Annotated in this window: 13 protein-coding genes; 2 read left to right on the top strand and 11 right to left on the bottom strand. The window is 60.8% G+C overall.

Translation table 11 applies throughout. The annotated features are described in order from the left end of the window. Nucleotides 1-6 precede the first annotated feature (6 nt). Nucleotides 7-1,419 (bottom strand): glucuronate isomerase, encoded by a 1,413-nt coding sequence (gene uxaC, locus ACMO9O_RS06835; protein WP_418983063.1) that lies wholly within the window; start codon nt 1,417-1,419, stop codon nt 7-9. Nucleotides 1,420-1,629: 210 nt separating this feature from the next. On the opposite strand from uxaC, the gene ACMO9O_RS06830 reads away from it, so the two are divergent. Both ACMO9O_RS06830 and ACMO9O_RS06825 read left to right on the top strand, forming a co-directional pair. Beyond that, entirely contained in the window at nt 1,630-2,760 is a 1,131-nt protein-coding gene (locus ACMO9O_RS06830) for a DUF4861 family protein (protein ID WP_418983062.1), read from the top strand. Between the two features lie 110 nt (nt 2,761-2,870). Beyond that, a complete protein-coding gene (locus ACMO9O_RS06825) occupies nt 2,871-3,920 on the top strand; it encodes a PfkB family carbohydrate kinase (RefSeq protein WP_418983060.1) in 1,050 nt (349 codons plus the stop codon). Nucleotides 3,921-4,411: 491 nt separating this feature from the next. On the opposite strand, the gene ACMO9O_RS06820 is transcribed toward ACMO9O_RS06825, so the two are convergent. From ACMO9O_RS06820 to ACMO9O_RS06775, 10 genes are all read right to left on the bottom strand, one after another. Further along, nucleotides 4,412-5,758 (bottom strand): tetratricopeptide repeat protein, encoded by a 1,347-nt coding sequence (locus ACMO9O_RS06820; RefSeq protein ID WP_418983059.1) that lies wholly within the window; start codon nt 5,756-5,758, stop codon nt 4,412-4,414. A gap of 206 nt (nt 5,759-5,964) precedes the next feature. Further along, the gene (gyrA, locus tag ACMO9O_RS06815) at nt 5,965-8,601 is read right to left on the bottom strand and encodes a DNA gyrase subunit A (RefSeq protein WP_418983058.1); all 2,637 of its coding nucleotides are present in this window, start codon (nt 8,599-8,601) and stop codon (nt 5,965-5,967) included. Nucleotides 8,602-9,342: 741 nt separating this feature from the next. Beyond that, nucleotides 9,343-9,600, bottom strand: coding sequence for a hypothetical protein (locus ACMO9O_RS06810; RefSeq protein WP_418983057.1), 258 nt, complete (start codon nt 9,598-9,600; stop codon nt 9,343-9,345). A gap of 129 nt (nt 9,601-9,729) precedes the next feature. Continuing rightward, nucleotides 9,730-10,377, bottom strand: a complete 648-nt coding sequence (locus ACMO9O_RS06805) for a hypothetical protein (protein WP_418983055.1) — start codon at nt 10,375-10,377, stop codon at nt 9,730-9,732. A 5-nt stretch (nt 10,378-10,382) separates the two neighbouring features. Then, nucleotides 10,383-11,657 carry a C10 family peptidase gene (locus ACMO9O_RS06800; protein ID WP_418983054.1) on the bottom strand — a complete coding sequence of 425 codons (1,275 nt, stop codon included), beginning with the start codon at nt 11,655-11,657 and terminating at the stop codon, nt 10,383-10,385. 164 nt (nt 11,658-11,821) lie between these two features. Then, complete coding sequence (locus tag ACMO9O_RS06795) at nt 11,822-12,427, bottom strand: hypothetical protein (RefSeq protein ID WP_418983053.1); 606 nt, start codon at nt 12,425-12,427, stop codon at nt 11,822-11,824. A 36-nt stretch (nt 12,428-12,463) separates the two neighbouring features. Next, nucleotides 12,464-15,166, bottom strand: a complete 2,703-nt coding sequence (locus tag ACMO9O_RS06790; protein WP_418983051.1) for a DNA translocase FtsK 4TM domain-containing protein — start codon at nt 15,164-15,166, stop codon at nt 12,464-12,466. A 177-nt stretch (nt 15,167-15,343) separates the two neighbouring features. Next, entirely contained in the window at nt 15,344-16,120 is a 777-nt protein-coding gene (gene murI / locus ACMO9O_RS06785) for a glutamate racemase (RefSeq protein ID WP_418983049.1), read from the bottom strand. 307 nt (nt 16,121-16,427) lie between these two features. Continuing rightward, nucleotides 16,428-16,952 carry a shikimate kinase gene (locus ACMO9O_RS06780; RefSeq protein ID WP_418983047.1) on the bottom strand — a complete coding sequence of 175 codons (525 nt, stop codon included), beginning with the start codon at nt 16,950-16,952 and terminating at the stop codon, nt 16,428-16,430. 43 nt (nt 16,953-16,995) lie between these two features. Next, nucleotides 16,996-19,923, bottom strand: coding sequence for a DNA gyrase/topoisomerase IV subunit A (locus ACMO9O_RS06775; RefSeq protein ID WP_418983046.1), 2,928 nt, complete (start codon nt 19,921-19,923; stop codon nt 16,996-16,998).

Genomic DNA, 19,923 nt, shown 5'->3' with positions numbered 1-19,923 from the left:
TTTGTATTAGAATTTGAAATAGTTTTTCGCATTGCGGTACGAGATGCCCTCGACGATCTCGCGTCCGATGAAGTCGATCTCCGAGGCGGGCAGCAGGCCGTTTTCGATGTCGTTGCCCAAGAGGTTGCACAACGTGCGGCGGAAATACTCGTGGCGCGGGTACGAGAGGAACGAGCGCGAGTCGGTCAGCATGCCCACGAAGCGGCTCAAGAGGCCCAGCGTCGAGAGGGCGTTCATCTGCTTCTCCATGCCGTCCTTCTGATCGAGGAACCACCAGCCCGAACCGAACTGAATCTTGCCCGGACCGTAGCGGCCGTCCTGGAAGTTGCCCAGCATGGTGGCCACCAGCTCGTTGTCGCGCGGGTTGAGGTTGTAGATGATCGTCTTGGTCAGCTTGTCGCCGCCGTCGAGCATGTCGAAGAAGCGCGACATCTTCTTGCCCACCGTGAAGTCGCCGATCGAGTCGAAGCCCGTGTCGGGTCCCAGCTGGCGGAACATGCGGCTGTTGTTGTTGCGGATGGCGCCGTAGTGGAACTGCTGCGTCCACCCCGTCTCCCAGTCCATGACGGCAAATTCGACCATCATGGCGGTCTTGAACTTGAGAATCTCTTCCTGCGTGAGCGACTGTCCGCCGTACACCTTATTAAAAATGGCGTCGATCTCGGCCTGGGTATATTCTTCGGCGTAGAACTCCTCGATGCCGTGGTCCGAGAGGCGGCAGCCGACCTCCTCGAAGAACTTGTGACGCACACGCAGCGCCTCGATCACGTCGGCGAACTTGCGGATCGTGACGCCCGACACCTCGGAGAGCTTCTCCATGTAGGCGCGGAACTCGGCGGGAACCTCCACGGCCATCGCCTTGTCGGGCCGCCACGTGGGCAGCATCTTCACCGCGAAACCGTCGTCGCGCACCTTGATGTGGTGCTCGAGCGAATCCACCGGATCGTCCGTCGTGCAGACCACCTCGACGTTGTAGTGCTGCATCAGGCCGCGGGCGTAGTACTCGGGCTTCTGCAACAGGGCCGTACAGTGGTCGTAAATCTCGCGGGCGGAGGAGGCGTTCAGCAGCTTCGTGACGCCGAACGCGGTCTTCAGCTCCAGATGCGTCCAATGGTAGAGCGGGTTGCGCATCGTGTAGGGAACCGTCTCGGCCCACTTCTCGAACTTCTCCCAGTCGGTGGTATCCCTGCCCGTGCAGTAGCGCTCGTCCACGCCGTTGGTACGCATCGCGCGCCACTTGTAGTGGTCGCCCTCCAGCCAGATCTTCGACAGGTTGTCGAAGCGGTGGTTCGAGGCCACGTATTCGGGGATGAGGTGGCAATGGTAGTCGATAATCGGCATTTTGGCCGCATGCTCGTGGTAGAGCCGTTCCGCGGTGGGGGTTTGCAACAGGAAGTTGTCGTCGTTGAACTGTTTCATTTCGAGGTTATATTACCGTTTAAGTTTTCAGACCGGAGAGCGGGCCGCGCGGACCCTGCTTTTTCACCATGTAAAAATAGCAAGTTTTCACGACATACCCTATGAAAAATTACCAAATTCAATAGAATATTTGCCGCTTTGGTTGACCAATGTACGAAAAAAAACGTAATTTTGCCGCACGACGAACGAAAAAACATCAATTCAAACAGTATGAAAAACACCAATTTAATCACCGTATTGACCGCTGCCGCGCTCCTTGCGGTCTCCTGCTCCCAAAGCCTGAAGGTCGAAGTGACGAACCCGACGCAGACCGAGCGCGACGACGAGACCGTCGAGATCGCCTGGAACCGCATCGCAGCGCTCGAAGGGGTGACCCCCGACAACGTTATCGTACTCGACCACGACGGCCGGCAGGTCCCCTCGCAGGTGCTCTTCCGCGGCTCCGAGGAGCCGCAGGCACTCATCTTCCAGGTCGATGCCGACGCGCTGGAGACCGAGCGTTTCGCCATCAAGACCGGTGTCCGCGAAGCCTACCCCGCCCAGGCGTTCGGCCGCCACGTGCCCGAGCGTTACGACGATTACGCCTGGGAGAATAACAAGGTAGCCTACCGTCTCTACGGTCCCTCGCTCGAGACCTCGCCCGAGAAGCTGGTGACGCCCGGCATCGACGTCTGGGTGAAGTGCACCGACAAGCTGGTGATCGACGAGTGGTACGCCAAGGGCGACTACCACCACAACTACGGCGACGGCATGGACTGCTACAAGGTCGGCGTGACGCTGGGCGGCGGCTCGTCGGTTCCCTTCGCCGGGGGCAAGTTCTGGATGATGCCCCACAACTACCTCACGCAGCAAACGCTCGACAACGGTCCGATCCGCACGACGGTCAAACTGACCTACGCACCGTGGGAGGTGGACGGCACGGAGGTGTCGCTGACCAAGATCATTTCGCTCGACGCCAACCAGCGTTTCAACCGCATGGAGAGCATCTACGAAGGTGCTTTCGCCGAGCTGCCCGTTGCGGCCGGATTCGTGCGCCACGACGTGAAGCAGACCCTCTCGGGCGACGGCTGGCTGGCCTTCCGCGAGGCGACCTCCGACACGAAGGACCCCGTGCGTGACGGCGACATCTATGCGGCGGTCGTACTGCCCGGGGCGCAGATTCTGCCCGACACGCTCGGCCACGCCGTCGCCGTGAAGAGCGTCAAGCCCGGCATTCCGATGACCTACTACGCCGGAACGGGCTGGAGCCAGGGCGGCATCGACGACATGGAGGAGTGGATGGAGCAGGTCGAGGAGGTGAAAGCCGCCATCGAAAGTCCGCTCCAAGTCATCATCAGGTAGTTTCCGCCGGGACAACCCCGCTGAAAAAACGGATCGAAAAAGTTGCGGAAGCCCGGATTGCGCCGGGCTTTCCGCCTTTTCGGGAGAAGAACTTTCAATGAGCGAATGAAATGGATAGTGGGAAAAAGATCGTCTCCTTCGGCGAGATCATGCTCCGCCTGACCCCGCCCGCGCGCCGGCGGTTCTCGCAGAGCGCCCTTTTCGAGGCCGGCTTCGGCGGCAGCGAAGCCAACGTGGCCGTGTCGCTGGCCAACTACGGACTGCACAGCGAGCTGGTGACCTGCCTGCCCCCGAACCGCATCGCGGACGCCTGCATCGACGACCTGCGCAGTTACGGGGTCGACACGCGCCACATCGTGCGGGCAGGCCGCCGCATCGGACTATACTACATGGAGGAGGCCGCCGCCATGCGCGCTTCGCAGGTGGTTTACGACCGGGCCGGATCGTCGTTCGACGGGCTGCGGCCCGGGCAGATCGACTGGTCGGAGGTGTTCCGCGACGCGGGGTGGTTCCACTGGTCGGGCATCTCGGCTGCCGTGACGGCCGAAACGGCCGCCGTATGCGCCGAAGCCATCGCAGCGGCCCGGGTCTCGGGGCTGGTGGTCTCGTGCGATTTGAACTACCGCAAGAACCTCTGGCAGTACGGCAAGCGGCCCGACGAGGTGCTGCCGCCGCTGATGGAGCAGTGCGACGTGCTCTTCGGCACGGACGACGAATACGAAAAGGTGTTGGGGCTGGAGCTGCCCCGGTTCGCGGCGTGCGACGCGGCGTACCGGCCCGACCAGACGGGATACGAGGCGGCCGCCCGCCAAGTGGCGGCGCGGTTCCCGGGCTGCCGGGCCGTGGTCTTCGCGCTGCGCAACGTACTGAGCGCCAACCACCACCTCATCTCGGGAACCCTCTATACCGAGGGGCGGCTGCTGACCACGCGCGTCTACGACATCGACTGTGTGGTCGACTGCGTGGGCGTGGGCGACGCGTTCGTGGGCGGCATCGTCTGCGGGCTGGCGGCCCGGCCGGGCGACGCGCAGTATGCGCTCGATTTCGGGGCTGCAGCCTGTGCGCTGAAGAACACCGTTCCGGGCGACTACAACCAGTTCACGGCCGAGGAGGTCGCCGCGCTGGCGGGTGGCTCGACCTCGGGCCGGATCGCACGATAGGCGGCAGGTGGTGTTCGGGCATTGACAACCGGTTCCCGACCAAAAGGTCGCGGCGCTGGCGGGCGGCTCGGTTTTGGGCCGGATCGCGCGGTAGGCGGCAGGTGGTGTTCGGGCATTGACAACCGGTTCCCGACCAAGCGGTAGCGGCTGGCGGACGGCCCGGTCTCGGGCCGGATCGCGCGGTAGGCGGCAAGCGGAGATTGCGCGACTACAACCGGTTTACGGACGAAGCGGTAAGGCGATAAAGCAGGCAAGCATGGCCCACGACCGCAGCCCGGCAACCAGTGGCCCGGCAAGCATCCACGCGGCATAAAAAGGTGCAAGGCGGTCAAACGCAACCCCTTATCCGGTTCCGGTCATACGCAACCCTCTATCGGATTCCGCAAGAACCGAGCGGACAAGACCGACACCTCCCGCCCGCGCCTCCATCACAAAAAAATATCCCGGCTCCGATGAAGAGCCGGGATATTTCGTATCCGCGTAACGGAAATCTATTCAAGCCCCTTGGCCTGTTTCCAGAGACCGTTGTACTTGTTGTACTTCTCCATCATCCCCTCCTCGTCGCGCAGACGGAAGCAGAGCTGCTTGAGAATCTCGAGCGTGTCGGGATCGCCCGGTTTCAACTCGTAAGCCTTCTCGAGCCACGGCAGGGCGGCCATATAAACGTCGTTAACCGCCTTCAGGTCAGCGTCGTAGGCATCCTGGCTGCTGTACTGCTTTTTGTTCAGCTCCTCGTTCATCCGGTCGGCCTTGATCGTGTAGAACAGACCCAGGTAGTAGTTGCCGTCGAAAAGATCGGGCTGCAGCTCCACCACCTTGGCGAACGAAGCGATGCTCTCGTCGTCGTTCTTCAGCGCATAGAAGATGCGGCCGCGGCCGAACCAGAGGTCGATATTGGTCGGATTCTCGGCGATGGCCTTGTCTATCAGCGCGATCAGGTCGGCGGGATCGCCCACGCCCTGCTCGGCGGTATAGAGCTGCATCAGCCCCTCGAGGATACGCTCGTTCTTGGGAAATTTCTCGATGCCGGTCAGCAGCACGTCCTTCGACTTCATTACCATCTCGGGCTTCTCGGCCTTCTGGCCGTAGTAGCAGTGGAAGAGGTAGTAATAGATGCTGCCGTCCTCGTCGTTATAGCCCTTATCGAGCGCCTGGTTGAGGTATTTGGCCCCCTTGACGAACGATTTGGGATTGGTCGCGCCGTCCACGGCGTAGAGATAACCCGCATAGTAGAGCAGCGCATCGTTCGGTTCGTTGTAAGCGGGGCTGGTCTGCGCCTCGTAAGCCAGCGCGTAAGCCTTGGCCGCTCCCACGTAGTCGGCGGCGTCGATCCCCACGTTACCCATCTGCGAGCAGAGGTCGGCCACCTGCTTCAGCCCCTCTTTGGCTTTGGCCTCCGCCTTGGGATCCAGTTCGAACGCCTTGTTGTAAGCCTCGATGGCCTTCTCGGCGGCGCCCTTCATGATGTGCTTGGTCTGCTTCCAGGTAACCAGCTTGTTGTCCTTGATATAGGCGGTAAAGTAGGGATAGACCCACGTGGTGTACTCCGTATCGTTTACCGTCTCGCTCCCCTTCGAAGCGGGTTCGCCGACGGCCAGCTTGAGCATCGCCGCGTCCATATTGACGAACAGGCTCTTCGTAGGCTCCAGCGCCGCCTCGTAGAAGGCTTTGCCGCGGTTGATCCACGTAGCGGACTTGGCCCCTTTCTTGGCATCGGCGACATCCGCGTCGCTCTTCTCGATCTTGGCAAGAATAGCGGTCTTGTTCACTTTCTGGGCCTGCACGGCGGGAACTGCCAGAAGCATCGCCGCGAGGACCGTCAAAATCGTTTTTTTCATAGTCATTGAAAATTAAGGTTTTCTTTTTCTTTCTGTTCCGTGCCCGCTCCCTGCTGGGGAGCCGTCGGTCCGATCCGGGTACGGTCTTGCGTGCAGTCGTTTACCTTTTACAAAGGTAATCAAAAAATCTTCCCATGCAACTACTTCGCATAGTTCTGCGACAAATCGGCCGGAACGCAACGGTCGGTCCGCCGGGGCGGCCCGCGCTACTCGTCGGCGGGCTCTCCGGCTTGCGGCGCTTCGGGCCGAGCTGCGTCGGCAGCACCATCGGGTGCGCCTGCGGCAGCCGCGGCGTCGGCAGCAGCCCCCTCGGCAACAGTACCCTCAGCGGCATTGCCCTCCGTTACGCCTGCTTCGGGATCGGGTTCGACCTCTTCGACATGCGGTACGGCCATCACCGAGGCGATGGCGTCGCCCTCGCGCAGGTTGATGATCTTCACGCCCTGCGTCGCGCGGCCCGCCAGGCGGATCTGCGATACGGCCGTGCGGATGGTCAGGCCCGAGCGGTTGATAATCATCAGGTCGTTCTCGTCCGTGACGGCTTGGATCGAGATCAGCTTGCCGGTCTTCTCCGTCACGTTGATCGTCTTGACGCCCTTGCCGCCGCGGTTGGTGATGCGGTACTCGTCCAGATCGGTGCGTTTGCCGTAGCCGTTCTCGCTCAGCACCAGCACGTCCTGTTTCGAATCCGGCTCGACGCAGATCATGCCGATCACCTCGTCCGACTCCTCGATCGAGATGCCGCGCACGCCTGCGCCCACGCGGCCGATCGGACGCACCGTCGACTCGTTGAAGCGGATGCACTTGCCCTCCTTGGCGGCGATCATCACCTCGGCGCGGCCGCTGGTGAGCTTCGCCTCGATCAGCTGGTCGCCCTCGCGGATGACGATGGCGTTCACGCCGTTCTGGCGCGGCCGCGAGTAGGCCTCCAGGCGCGTCTTCTTGATCGTGCCGTCCTTCGTGCACATGATGATGTAGTTCTCGTTCACGTAGTCGGCATCGTCGAGGCGCTTGACGTTGATGTAGGCGCGCACCTTGTCGTCCGGTTCGATCTGGATGACGTTCTGGATGGCGCGTCCCTTCGACGAGCGCGCCCCTTCGGGTATTTCGTAGACCTTGAGCCAGTAGCAGCGGCCCTTCTCCGTAAAGAAGAGCATCGTGTTGTGCATCGAGGCCACGTAGATGTGTTCGATGAAGTCCTCGTCGCGCGTTGCGCTCCCCTTGGCCCCCACCCCGCCGCGGTTCTGCGTGCGGTATTCGGCCAGCGGCGTGCGCTTGATGTAGCCCATGTGCGAGATGGTGATTACCATGTCGTCGTCGGCGTAGAAATCCTCGGGGTTGAACTCCTCGGAGGCGTAGACGATCTCCGAACGGCGCTCGTCGCCATACTTCTCCTTCATCTCCTGCAGCTCGTCCTTGATGATCTGCATCTGCATCGACACGTTTTCGAGCACCTCCGTCAGGTGGGCGATCGTCTTCATCAGTTCGTCGCGCTCGGCCACCAGTTTACCGTGCTCCAGCCCCGTCAGGGCGCGCAGGCGCATCTCGATGATAGCCGTAGCCTGTATCTCGCTCAGCGAGAAGCGCTCGATCATGGTCTGCTTGGCCGCATCGGGCGTCTGCGACGCACGGATGATGCGCACGATCTCGTCGATGTTGTCCTGCGCGATCAAGAGACCCAGCACGATGTGCAGCCGCTCCTCCGCCTTGCGCTTGTCGAAGCGCGCACGGCGGACCACCACGTCGTGACGGTGGTCGACGAAGTGGCGGATCAAATCGCGCATCGGCAGCATCTGCGGCCGGCCGTTGACCAGCGCGATGTTGTTCACGGCGAACGACGTTTGCAGCGGCGTATTCTTGAACAGCGTGTTGAGCACCACGCTCGCCACGGCGTCGTGTTTGAGGATGATGATGATCCGCAGGCCGTTGCGGTCCGATTCGTCGTTGATGTAGGAGATGCCGTCGATCTTCTTCTCGTTGATCATGTCGGCGATCTTCTTGATCATTTCGGCCTTGTTGATCATGTAGGGAATCTCCGTGATGACAATGCACTCGCGGCCGCTGGGCGTATGTTCGATCTCGGTCTTGGCGCGCATCATCACGCGGCCGCGGCCCGTGAGCAGCGCTTCGCGGACACCCTCGTAGCCGTAGATGATGCCGCCCGTGGGGAAATCGGGACCCTTGACATAATGCAGCAACTCCTCGCCCGTGATTTCGGGATTGTCGATATAGGCGCAGCAGGCGTCGACCACCTCCGAGAGGTTGTGCGGAGCCATGTTGGTGGCCATACCGACGGCGATGCCGCTCGCGCCGTTGACGATCAGCAGCGGAATTTTCGTCGGGAGCACGGTCGGTTCGGGGATCGTGTCGTCGAAGTTGAGCGTCCAGTCGACCGTCTCCTTGTCGATGTCGGCCATCACCTCGTCGGTGATCTTCTTCATGCGGGCCTCCGTGTAACGCATCGCGGCCGGCGAGTCGCCGTCCATCGAGCCGAAGTTACCCTGGCCGTCGACCAGCGGGTAGCGCATCGACCAATCCTGCGCCAGGCGGACCATCGCGTCGTAGACCGACGAGTCGCCGTGGGGGTGGAACTTACCCAGCACGTCACCGACGATACGCGCCGACTTACGGGTGGGCTTGTCGGAGTAGAGGTTCAGCTCCGCGCTCATGTCGTAGAGGATACGACGGTGTACGGGTTTCATTCCGTCGCGCACGTCGGGCAGCGCACGCGAAACGATGACCGACATCGAGTAGTCGATGTAGGCCGACTTCATCTGCTCTTCGATATTGATGGGGATGATCCGCCCCGTCAAACCGGCATTCTTTTCTTCTTCCGTTAGCATCTGTTTCTATCTAAGTGTTGCGTTATTCGTTTCGGGTTCAGACCGGTCCGGTCCACGTTCGGATTCTTTACCGGGTCCGGGCTGAGGTCCAAGCCGGGGTCCGGAGCTGGTTCAAGCCGGAATCCGGGCGGGGTCCGGCTCTGGTTCGAGCCGGGGTCGGGGCCATGCTTCAGACCGAACGCCTCCGATTCCCTGCCGCCCCTTTTCCAAAGGCGCTCTTTCGCGGAAAACGCACGGTTTTCAAACGAACAAAAATAGCAATTTCTTGCGATACGGGCAATTTTACGGGTAAAAATCGCTTCGATTTTCGTTTTATTTCTCCGAAACCCGCCGTTCTTGCCCCTTTTCCGGCGATCTGACGGCCTGAAAAAAATCTCCCGTCGGGGTGACGGGAGATTTCACGAAAAGCGATCGGTTCGCAAACCGTCAGGTCCTTCCTCTATTGAAGCGCCCCCCGCTTCCAGTCGACCGACAGCGGACGGCCCGATTTGGTCGTTAACGTGACGGTATAGGTACACGGCACGGAGAAGCGCTTTTCAGGCAGACGAACACGCAGTGTACCGTATGCGATCATATCAAGGTCCCCTTCGGCGAGCGCATCCAGTTTCTTTAACTCTTCTACGACACCTTGTCCAGAATTTCCGGCTCGAACAAACGGAGCGAACGTAGAGAATATAACCGTACAATACTCCTTGAGCGAACTGCCGACCGGATGCGTTTCGTCAAACGGCTGATCACAAGTCACGTCGATCGATGCGAAATCCTCGGCATAAGTGACGTAATTCCCCCGAAACCTATCGGATAAATGTAGTACACTTCCAATTGAATCGATAGCTCCCGATCGATCCGGCCGCCGTGCAAGGCCGCCAGCCGCAGAAATTCGGAATAATCAGCACCGGTGGACCAGGTGGCATAAACAGGACCATCCATCGCAAGCCACAACGAATCGTATTCTCTTAATGCCGTTAATTTTAAGGGTTGAATATAGGCATCGATCAAATAATCCTTGTAATCTATTGATTTTCAGGGGTATTCCTTATCGTCGGAACAACCGCCCAATACCAAAATTCCCAACAGGAATAAGAACAGCCCTTGTTTCGATTTCATCATTTGTTTTCCATTGAAAATTCAATAGGGCCAACTTACCGAAAGTGGCCTTCCCGACTTGGTAGTAAGCGTCATAGTAAATTGGAACGGCTCGGAAAATTGTTTCACCGATACCATTTCCACACGCAGAGTGCCGAAGACAATCATATCTAAATCGCCCTCTTCCAGGGTGTCCATACGTTTCTCCACCCGGACGACTTCCGGGCCGGAATTACCGTTGCGAACATACGGAGCGAAGGTGCTGAATGCAACCGTAAAAAACTCATTGAGCGAACTGCCGACCGGATGCGTTTCGTCCCACGGCTGATCGCAGGTCACGTCGATCGATGCGAAATCTTCGGAATAGCAGGCATAATCCCCATTAGCAAACCAGTAATACTCCGGGAATAATGTTACTTCCCGGTCAATCCGGCCGCCGTGCAAAGCCGCCAACCGAAGAAATTCAGCTAGCTTTGCCCCTTTGTGCCAATAGGCGTACTGGGAACCGCTTATCGAAAAATAAACTTCATTGCTAACACCAACCAGCGTCAACTGCTCGGGTACTACATATACATCGATCAGATATTCCTTATACATTGTATCCGGAACTTTCCCAGGATCATCCGGCACTTCGGAGCAACCGCTGAAAACAAGAATTCCGCATAGAAGCACGGCAAGCATCTTTTTCATAGGCTTCATAATTGGTAGGACAACATTCGCTTATCTACAAAATTTTCGATATTTCTTTCACCTAACCCGGGATCGGGGATAGTCGCGCCGTTCGTCAGATTGAAAATATTTGAGATATAATAACCGTTACATAACCCGCCCCAACCGAAATTACAGTGAACCAATTCCGTATAATACGTATCGAAAACAGTATAAGAAACGCATTTCGAAGGATCATCACTCGTTTTATCCCGCCGGTAACGGTAATAACCGTCGATCACCCAGGCATGTCCACCCGTTTTCCCGGTTGTAAATTCAGCCAGGCCACGGATATAGACGGGCAAACGGCGTTCCAAAAGCATCTCCTCGATGATCTCCACATGATACCGTGTGTTGAACACCATTTTATACCCGAGCCACGGCATAGCTCTTGCCGCTTTATCGATATTTGAACTGCTTTCATCCGATCCATATTTCATATCCACCTCGCGCCCCATGGCATAGACCAGAAGCGCCGCCGGCGACGGATCGGTATGGTCGGGATCGGATAGATAAGCACGAATCCCGTTCCAATCCAAAGCGATTTCATGAAGCACGTCGGGTCCTACATTATGAACCGACTGGTTATAGGTCGCAATTTGGGCCAGGGCGATAGCCACACATCCCGCCACACAGTTTTTTCCGTTTTCAACAGGACAATATATATTAAACGGCCAAACTTGATTCCATTTGGTTTTCATCAGCGGCTGGCACAGTACTTCGGGGTACCACGGCGTGTAAAACACCGGCGTCCCGACCTCTTTTTCGTCCTCGATATTTTCGACGTATCGCATAATCAGCATGCGAAGCGGTATCGAAAAATCGGGAAGACCGCCCATCTCCGGCACAGGAGTCGTAGCGGCAGCCGAGGCAACGAACTCTTCCGCCGAGATATTTCCTTCGTCGACCAGGGCGATCACCCCTTCGAGACGGTCGTCCGCCGTCAGCAGCGCATAGCCGTCGTCCTCGAAGTTGACGATATAAAGCAGCGTATCCGTCCCCTCCGAAGCGCCGGCAGCGCGGGTCGCGCCACCGGTTGCAACGACATCGACCCCCTTGACCGCATAGCTTCGCCCGGCGCGCGTGTCCTTTTGAAGCGGGGCGAGGATTTCACGCAGGCCGGAGAGGGCATCCTCTATCGGAACGATATGGCTCACACGATTGCTTCCCGTTTCCGGATTCGCTCCGGGCACGTCATCCTCCCTGACGCAGGCGAAGAGGAAGAGAAGCAGAAAAAGGAATAAACAGCCGATTTTTTTCATAGGCAGGCGATTGGGGGTTCCGTCGTAATATACGGATTATTTTCGAAAGAAGCAAATAAAGGCCTAATTTTCCGATATATAAGACCGTCGCCCGTCACCATCGACGGCAGCAAAAACGCCCCGGTTAGAAACCGGGGCGGAAGCATCGTCATATTCGAAACGGATTACCGGAAGTCGATAAATTCGTAATCCGCATAGTCCTTGCGGGCGAAGCGGCGAAGCGGCCCGTCGGGCGGCCCGATATGCTCGAACGCAATGTCGATGCGTTCGCCGTCGTAGTCGTAGGCCAGCGAAAGGGGCTGCATGGAGGCGGTCGAGACCGTCACGGTGACGTGTCCGATGGAGGAGCCTTTCGCCCGGGGCGTAAGCCGCACGGCGGCCCGGCCGCCGCGCTCCCACAACAGTTCCGCGCCGTATTCGCTGTCGAGAAAGTCGAACGCGTGCACCGGGTTGTCGAGGATGTTGCGGCTGGCGGCGTCCATCCGGTCGACGGTAATCTCCCGGCGGCGGTTGTCGACCTCGTAACGGAGTTTTCCGTCGCCGAAGACCTCCGCGTCGCCCAGCGTCAGGCAGTAATCCTCCCCCTCGACGGCGTAACGGCCCCGCGAGGTCTGCCCGCCCGCCTCGACGGCGAACCGGACGACGTACCCTTTCCGTGTGCGGAATCCGTCGGAAAGGCCCGCCACGATTTCGGCGGCCCGGTCGGCGGTCTGGTCGGCGGCCCGGAGCGTCCCTGCTCCGCCGAGCAGGCCGGCAAGGAGGGGCAACATACAAAGCTGTTTTCTACTCATAAGAATGTCGTCCGTTTAAAACACGCCCAAATCCTGCAGTTTGGCCTCCAGCGAAGGCATGTCGTGGAAGAGGATGTCGCGCGGTTTGGCCCCCTGCTGGCGGCCCACGATGCCGGCCCGCTCGAGCTGCATCATGATGCGGCCCGCGCGGTTGAAGCCCACCTCGTAGTTGCGCTGGATCATCGAGGTCGAAATCTGCCCGCTCGACACCGCGTCGCGCGCAATCTCGGCGAACAGCGCGTCGTAACGCACGGGCGCGGCCTCCTCGCTGCCCAACGCGCTGCCGCCCTCCGCCGCATCGGGCGTATAGTCGGGCAGCGCATAGGCCGAGGTATACCCCTGCTGTTTGGAAATGTAGTCGCAGACGCGCTCGACCTCCTTCGTCTCGACCAGCGCACACTGGATGCGGGTCAGCTCGCCGTCTTTCGAGAGGAGCATGTCGCCGCGGCCGATCAGCTGGTTGGCTCCGGGCTGGTCGATGATCGTGCGCGAGTCGATCATCTGCATCACGCGGAAAGCGATGCGGGCCGGGAAGTTGGCCTTGATGCCGCCCGTAATGACCTTCACGTCGGGTCGCTGCGTGGCGATGATCAGGTGGATGCCGATGGCGCGGGCTTTCTGCGCAAGCCGCATCACGGGACCCTCGACCTCGCGGGCGGTCATGATCAGGTCGGCGAACTCGTCGACCACCACCACGATATAGGGCAGGTAGCGGTGTCCGTGCAGCGGGTTGAGCCGCCGCGCAGTGAACTTCTCGTTGTATTCGGCGATGTTGCGCGCCCCGGCTTTCTTACAGAGTTCCAGGCGGGTGTCCATCTCCGTGCAGAGGGCGTTGAGCGTGTAGACCGCCTTGCGCGGATCGGTGATGATCGCCTCGTCCTCCGACTCCATCTTGGCCAGGAAGTGCCGTTCGATCTTGGCGTAGAGCGAGAATTCGACCATCTTGGGGTCGATCATCACGAATTTGAGCTGCGCGGGGTGCTTGCGGTAGAGCAGCGAGGTGATGATGGCATTCAGTCCCACGGACTTACCCTGTCCGGTGGCTCCGGCCACCAAGAGGTGTGGCATCTTGGCCAGATCGAAGACGTAGTTTTCGTTCTGGATCGTGCGGCCGATGACCACCGGCAGCTCGGCTTTCGACTCCTGAAAGCGCAGCGAGCGGATGGCCGAATACATCGACACTACCTGTTTGTCGCGGTTGGGGACCTCGATGCCGATGGTTCCCTTGCCGGGAATGGGGGCGATAATTCGGATTCCCAACGCCTTAAGGCTCTGGGCAATGTCGTTTTCAAGCCCCTGGATCTTCGAAATCTTGACCCCCTGCGCCTGCACGATCTCGTAGAGCGTGACCGTCGGACCCACCGTGGCTTTGATGCGCTGGATAGGGATGCCGAAATTCTTGAGCGTGTCCTCGATTTTGGACTTGTTCTCGAAAATCTCCTCGTCGCTCACCTCCGAATCGGACATATAGTCCTCCAGCAGGGTCACGGGGGGCTTGCGGTAGTTCACCAGGTCCTTGAGCGGGTCGTAGCTCTCCGTGGGGATCGCCCGTTCGTCGACCAGCTGCGCCTCGCGCGCCTCGACGGTGACCACGACGCCCGCGTCCTTATCCTCTGCGGCGGTTTCCGGGGCGGGAGCTTCGGGCGCTTCGCCGCCTACGGTGATCTCGGTGAAAGGTCCCTCGTCGGCGGGAGCAGGCGGCTGTTTTTCGGCGAGAGGTTTCAGCTCGATCAATCCGCCGGGACCCATGACCACGCGGTCGGCGCGGGGCGAGAGGTCCACCTCGGTAAAGATGTCGTCGCCCGCAGCAGCGGTTATATCGGTATTGTCGGTTGTATCGGCCGCGGCGGCTTCGGGTTCGGCCTTGCGGTCGATCTCCACCTCGACGGGCGTGTCGGGCACGACCTCCAGGAACGGGTTCTGTCCGTCGTCGGCCTGCGCGGGCTGCGAACGGTGCACGGCGGTGTGTACCGGCTGGGGAGCAGGTGTTTGCGGCCCGTCCGATTCATCCTTCACAGCCTCGTCGGACGCGGCCTGCGCGGCGGGATCGGCCCCGCGCGGGTGTACGACCTTCTGTTTGACGATCTCGACGATCTTTCCGCTCTTGTCGACCATTGCATTGCCCGCCGTATTGACCGTATTGATGAAGTTGCGGTTGATGAAAACCCCGGTCAGAATCCACCCTGCGAGCAGCAGGATGATCGTTCCGATGGCTCCGATGTGCATGCGCAGCAGGGCGGCGCTCTCGATGCCGAACGTTCCGCCCCACCCCGTCGAGGCGCAGAGGCTCCAACGGTCGGCGAAGACGAAGCCCAGCGTGAGCGAACCCAGCAGCATGATAAGCGTCAGCGACAGCAGCGAGTGGTTGAACAGCAGGGGCCGCTGGCGGATAATGCGGATGCCGACCAAAAGAATCATCACGGGAATCAGGATGCCGAAGACGCCGAACGAACTGTCCACCAAGAGCATGCCCAGCCGTGCTCCGGCCCAGCCGCAAAGGTTTTCGGGTTCGACGCCGAGCGTCGCGCGCTCCTCGGTCGAGAGCTGGAGTCCGCTCTGGTCGGGCGCCCAGCAGAAGAAGGAAAAGAGGACCGCCGAGGTGGCGAACAGGCCGACGAAGAGCAGCACAAGCCCTGCGATCCAGCGGGCGCTGTCGCCGTTCGATCGCCTGACGCGCTGCCGTCCGTTCCCCGATGCGGTTGTATTTTTGGATGCCATTGTCTGTCGCTTGATTTATCAAGCGAAGTTACGGAAAATTTTGCGAACGGAGAAATCCGCGGCCGGAAATCCTTTCAATCGGGGTCGGAGGGGCTGTCCGACCCTACATTCTTTTTCCGGAGAGTGCCCAGGAGGGGTATTTTTGGAATGTGGGTTTTTCGTACCGTCTCGGGCCGCTCAGCGCAGCGAGTGCAGGGCTTTCGCTGCGAGGTGCTGCCGGTAGGCCTCGTCGGCGAAGGTCAGGAACTCGTATGCGGGAAGACGGTCCGGCGTGGCGTGCAGACCGAACTCGTCGAGCAGCTGTCCGACACGGTTCGCCACCGCGGGCGACGGATCGACGATCGTCACCCCGCGCCCGGCAACGACACGTTTTAAGGTCGGAAGCAGAAACGGATAGTGCGTACAACCCAGCACGATCTGATCGGCCCCGGCCGAGAGCATCCCCTCCACCGCGCGGCGCACGCACGCTTCAGCCTCGGCGGTCTGCTCGCGGTCGTTCTCGACCAGCTCCACGAAACCGCGGCCGGGAGCCGTGATGACCTGCACGCCGCGGCCGTAGCGGGCGGCCGTGCGGCGGAACAGTTCGCCGTCGAGACTGCGTTCGGTGGCCAGCACCCCCACCACCCCGCTGCGAGTGGCCAGGCAGGCGGGTTTCACGGCCGGCTCCATCCCCACGATGGGGATCGTCGCGTATTTCCGGCGCAGAAAGCCGATGGCCGCCGCGGTGGCCGTATTGCAGGCCACGACGATCAGTTTGCAGCCGCGGTCGACCAGCGTCCCGACGGCGTCATCGGCCAGGCGGCAAATCTCCTCGCGCGGGCGCGAACCGTAGGGGCAGTTCTTGCCGTCGCCCAAATAGACGAGCGACTCGCCCGGAAGCGCACGCCGCACCTCGCGCCAGACGGTCAGACCGCCCAGCCCCGAATCGTAAATGCCTATGGGTGCGTTGTTCATCGGTTTTGTTGCAAATGTTTTCCCGGTCTTCGGGCCCGGTCGCCGTCGATACGTTTTCGATTTATGTTTTCGACCGCCAGGTCGGCGGGCCGCAGCCTCGCCCCGCGAAGGCCCGCATTCGCGTTCCTTCGCAGGCTGCGCCCTTAAAATCAGCCTTACCCGGAGAATGTCCGGTTATTCTCTATCGGTTTGAAGAACCGCGGGCCGCAGCCTCCGGCGCGAAGGCCCGCTCATCGCGTCCCTCCGCAGGCTGCTGCCCGAAACCTCTTCTCAATCAACCTCTGCGGCAGCGCTCCGCACCCGCTCCTCACTCCTTCTCTTTCACCGCCCGCAGAATCCGGTCCACCAGCTCGTGATCCGGACAGTCGCCGCAGTCGATCACAACATGCGCCCGGGTGTAGTACGCCTCGCGGGCGGCCATATCCCGCTCCATGAACGCCACGATCTCGGCGTCGGAAAGCCCCTGCAGCCGGGGGCGCTTCTGCCGCCCGTAGGGCGTCAGGCGGCGGGTGATCTGCCCGGCCGTGCGGCGCAGGTAGACGGTCGTTCCGACGGCATTCATCCGCTCCATGTTGTCGCGCCACGTGGGCAGACCGCCGCCCGTGGAGACGATGGCGCAGCCCCCGGCGATCAGCTCTTCCAGCACGGCCCGTTCGGCCTGGCGGAAGTGCTCCTCGCCCTCGTAGCGGAACACATCGGCCACCGAAGCCCCCTCGCGCTCCTCGACGAGCGTATCCGTATCGGCAAAGGGAACCCCCAGCCGACGGGCCAGCTTGCGGGCGAGGGTGCTCTTGCCGCATCCCATATAGCCGATCAGAAAGAGCGGTTTCATCGCGCGTAAAATCGATCGAATCGGAATCGAAACAAACAGCGGATCAGAACAGGTTCAGCTGCTCGGGATCGATCATCTGATCGGCATCGCCCCGGGCGCGCTCGATCTCCAGCTCCACACCGCCCGAGGCAGGCAGCTCGCCCGAGGGCGACTCGATCCGCGACATATCCACCCCGACCGGTCCGTCGTCGTCCGTTCCGTCGTCCGGGTCGGGCCCCGATTCCGGCTCCTCGGGCAGCTCCGGCTCGATAAAGCGCAGCGCGGCCACGTCGTAGGTGGTCAGGCGCTTACCCTTGGCGCGATGGCTCTTCACGCCGACGAACTCGTCCACATCGACCGTATCGGTCGGGCGCGAGGCGTGCGCCCCCCGGTAGGTGATCTCCAGCCTGGCCCCCGCACGGTCGGTCAGCGCAACGAAATCGGCCTGTCCCTCCTCGTCGAGGAAGAACTGCATCTTGTCGGACAGTTCGGCCGTGAAGCGTTTCATGTAGTAGTACCCCTGCTCGCGGTCGAAGTAGCAGAGACTGTACACCCGCCCCGGCTCGTAGCGTCCCACGCGGATCGTATCGTCGGGGAAGTGCTGCGCAAGGTCGTAATTGGTGGTGTAGTACTGGTTTTTCGAGGTCCAGACGATCAGCCGGTCATCGCCCTTGAACTCGCCCAGCAGCTGGCCGCGTCCGTCGGCGTTCAGGCGGCGCACATCCTCGTCGTACCAGATGTTCTGGCCGCCGAGCGTCGATGTGCCGCGCTCCTTCAGCACGATTTTATGGATGCCGTAGCGCGAGAAGAGGTTGCCCTGGCTCTGACGCCCCTTGATGGCCAGCTCCGAGAAGTCGAGGTCGACGATCACCTTCTTCAGCCGCGGCCGGGGCTTGAAGTAGACCTTCAGCACCTCCGCCTCCCCGTTGGGGTTGACCGACATGTAGAGGATCTCGCTGCGGGGCGTGCCCTTGGTGATGTCGTACTCCTTGTCGCGCGTGACGCTCTTGATGGCGCAGCGCTTCATCATGATCGCGCCGTTCTTGCCGTCGCGGTAGAGCACGTTGTAGATCGTGCGCTCGTCGTTGCGCTTGAAGACGCCGATGTAGTAGATGTTCTTGGCGAAGAACGCCTTGTCCGAAACCTTCGTGATGACGTAGCGCCCCTCCTTGGTGAAGACGATCACGTCGTCGATGTCCGAACAGTCGCACACGAACTCGGCCTCCTTCATCGACTTGCCGATGCCGAAGAAACCCTCGGCACGGTCGACGTAGAGTTTGGCGTTGGTCACGGCGACCTTCGTGGCCTCGATGCAGTCGAACTCGCGCAGCTCGGTCTTCCGCTCTTTGCCCTTGCCGTACTTCTCGCGGATACGCTCGTAATAAGCCACGGCGTACTCCGTCAGGTGGTCCAGGTCGTACTGCGTCTGCTCGATGTCGGCTTCGATCTGCCGGATTTCGTTGTCGGCCTTGTCGGAGTCGTAGCGCGAGATGCGGATGAACTTCAGCTCGGTGAGCTTCTGCACGTCGGCGAGGGTCACTTCGCGGCGCAGCCGCTTCTTGAAAGGCTCCAGCCCCTTGTCCACGGCGGCGTAAGCCTCCTCGCGCGTCTTGCACCCCTCGATGAGCTGGTAGAGACGGTTCTCGATGAAGATGCGCTCCAGCGAGGCGGCGTGCCACGCCTCGTTCAGCTCCCCGAGCCGGATCTCCAGCTCGCGGCCCAGCAGCCACTTGGTATGCTCGGCCGAGCGGCGGAGTATCTCGCTCACGCCGAGGAAGTGGGGTTTTTCGTCCCAGATCACGCACGAGTTCGGCGCGATCGACACCTCGCAGTCGGTGAAGGCGTAGAGCGCGTCGATGGTCTTGTCCGACGACTCGTCGGGCGCGACCTGGATGACGATCTCGACCCGGTCGGCCGTATTGTCGTCGACCTTTTTGATCTTGATCTTCCCCTTGTCGTTGGCCTTGATGATCGACTCCTTGATCGACTCGGTGGTGGTAGTATAGGGGATTTCGGTGATGGCCAGCGTGCGCTTGTCGATCTTCGAGATGCGGGCGCGGACCTTGACCGCCCCGCCCCGCAAACCGTCGTTGTAGCGGCTCACGTCGGCCATGCCGCCCGTCGGGAAATCAGGGTAAAGCTGAAAATCGCGCCCCTCGAGGTGGGCGATGCAGGCGTTGATCAGTTCGATGAAGTTGTGCGGCAGAATCTTCGAAGCCAGACCCACGGCGATGCCGTCGGAACCTTGCGCCAGCAGCAGCGGGAATTTGATCGGAAGCGTCACCGGCTCCTCGTTGCGGCCGTCGTAGGAGCGCATCCACTCGGTGGTCTTCTTGTTGAAAACTACATCCAGGGCGAACTTCGACAGGCGCGCCTCGATGTAACGGCCCGCCGCGGCCTCGTCGCCCGTCAGCAGGTTGCCCCAGTTGCCCTGACAGTCGATCAGCAGCTCCTTCTGCCCCAGCTGGACCAGCGCGTCCTTGATCGACGCGTCGCCGTGGGGGTGGTACTGCATGGTCTGCCCCACGATGTTGGCCACCTTGTTGTAGCGGCCGTCGTCCACCGACTTCATGGCGTGGAGGATGCGCCGCTGCACGGGCTTCAGCCCGTCCTCGACGTGCGGCACGGCGCGTTCGAGGATCACGTAGGACGCGTAATCCAGGAACCAGTTCTTGTACATGCCGGTGAGTTTGCGCACCCCCTCCTCCTGCGTCAGCCGGTCGTAGCGGCCCGCCTTGGCCGGGGCCGCATCCACGGGAGCGTCGTCGTCGGCAGCCTCCGCCGCGTCCGGTTCCCCATACGCATCGGCTCCGCCGGCCTCTCCGGCTTCATTCAGCTCCTCTTCGGCCTCGTTCCGCTCCTCTTCGGCCGCATCGGTCTCGTCGGCCGGAGCAGAGCGAACTTCCTCCGCTCCCCCGGCTGCGTTCCCGGCAGCGGAAGTCTTCTTTTTGAGCGGTTTCGACCGCCCGATCTTATCTTTTTTCTCCGCCAT

The organism is Alistipes sp. (assembly GCF_048465635.1).
Lineage (GTDB): Bacteria > Bacteroidota > Bacteroidia > Bacteroidales > Rikenellaceae > Alistipes.
The sequence above is the reverse complement of the archived record's forward strand: the minus strand, read 5'-3'. Positions and strand labels throughout refer to the sequence as shown.

Excerpts from the sequence above, each read along its gene's own strand:
- ACMO9O_RS06825 (WP_418983060.1), top strand. The coding sequence starts at position 2,871 with ATGGATAGTGGGAAAAAGATCGTCTCCTTCGGCGAGATCATGCTCCGC.
- murI (WP_418983049.1), bottom strand. The coding sequence starts at position 16,120 with ATGAACAACGCACCCATAGGCATTTACGATTCGGGGCTGGGCGGTCTG.
- ACMO9O_RS06805 (WP_418983055.1), bottom strand. The coding sequence starts at position 10,377 with ATGAAAAAGATGCTTGCCGTGCTTCTATGCGGAATTCTTGTTTTCAGC.
- uxaC (WP_418983063.1), bottom strand. The coding sequence starts at position 1,419 with ATGAAACAGTTCAACGACGACAACTTCCTGTTGCAAACCCCCACCGCG.
- ACMO9O_RS06775 (WP_418983046.1), bottom strand. The coding sequence starts at position 19,923 with ATGGCGGAGAAAAAAGATAAGATCGGGCGGTCGAAACCGCTCAAAAAG.
- ACMO9O_RS06820 (WP_418983059.1), bottom strand. The coding sequence starts at position 5,758 with ATGAAAAAAACGATTTTGACGGTCCTCGCGGCGATGCTTCTGGCAGTT.
- ACMO9O_RS06830 (WP_418983062.1), top strand. The coding sequence starts at position 1,630 with ATGAAAAACACCAATTTAATCACCGTATTGACCGCTGCCGCGCTCCTT.
- ACMO9O_RS06780 (WP_418983047.1), bottom strand. The coding sequence starts at position 16,952 with ATGAAACCGCTCTTTCTGATCGGCTATATGGGATGCGGCAAGAGCACC.
- gyrA (WP_418983058.1), bottom strand. The coding sequence starts at position 8,601 with ATGCTAACGGAAGAAGAAAAGAATGCCGGTTTGACGGGGCGGATCATC.
- ACMO9O_RS06795 (WP_418983053.1), bottom strand. The coding sequence starts at position 12,427 with ATGTTGCCCCTCCTTGCCGGCCTGCTCGGCGGAGCAGGGACGCTCCGG.
- ACMO9O_RS06800 (WP_418983054.1), bottom strand. The coding sequence starts at position 11,657 with ATGAAAAAAATCGGCTGTTTATTCCTTTTTCTGCTTCTCTTCCTCTTC.
- ACMO9O_RS06790 (WP_418983051.1), bottom strand. The coding sequence starts at position 15,166 with ATGGCATCCAAAAATACAACCGCATCGGGGAACGGACGGCAGCGCGTC.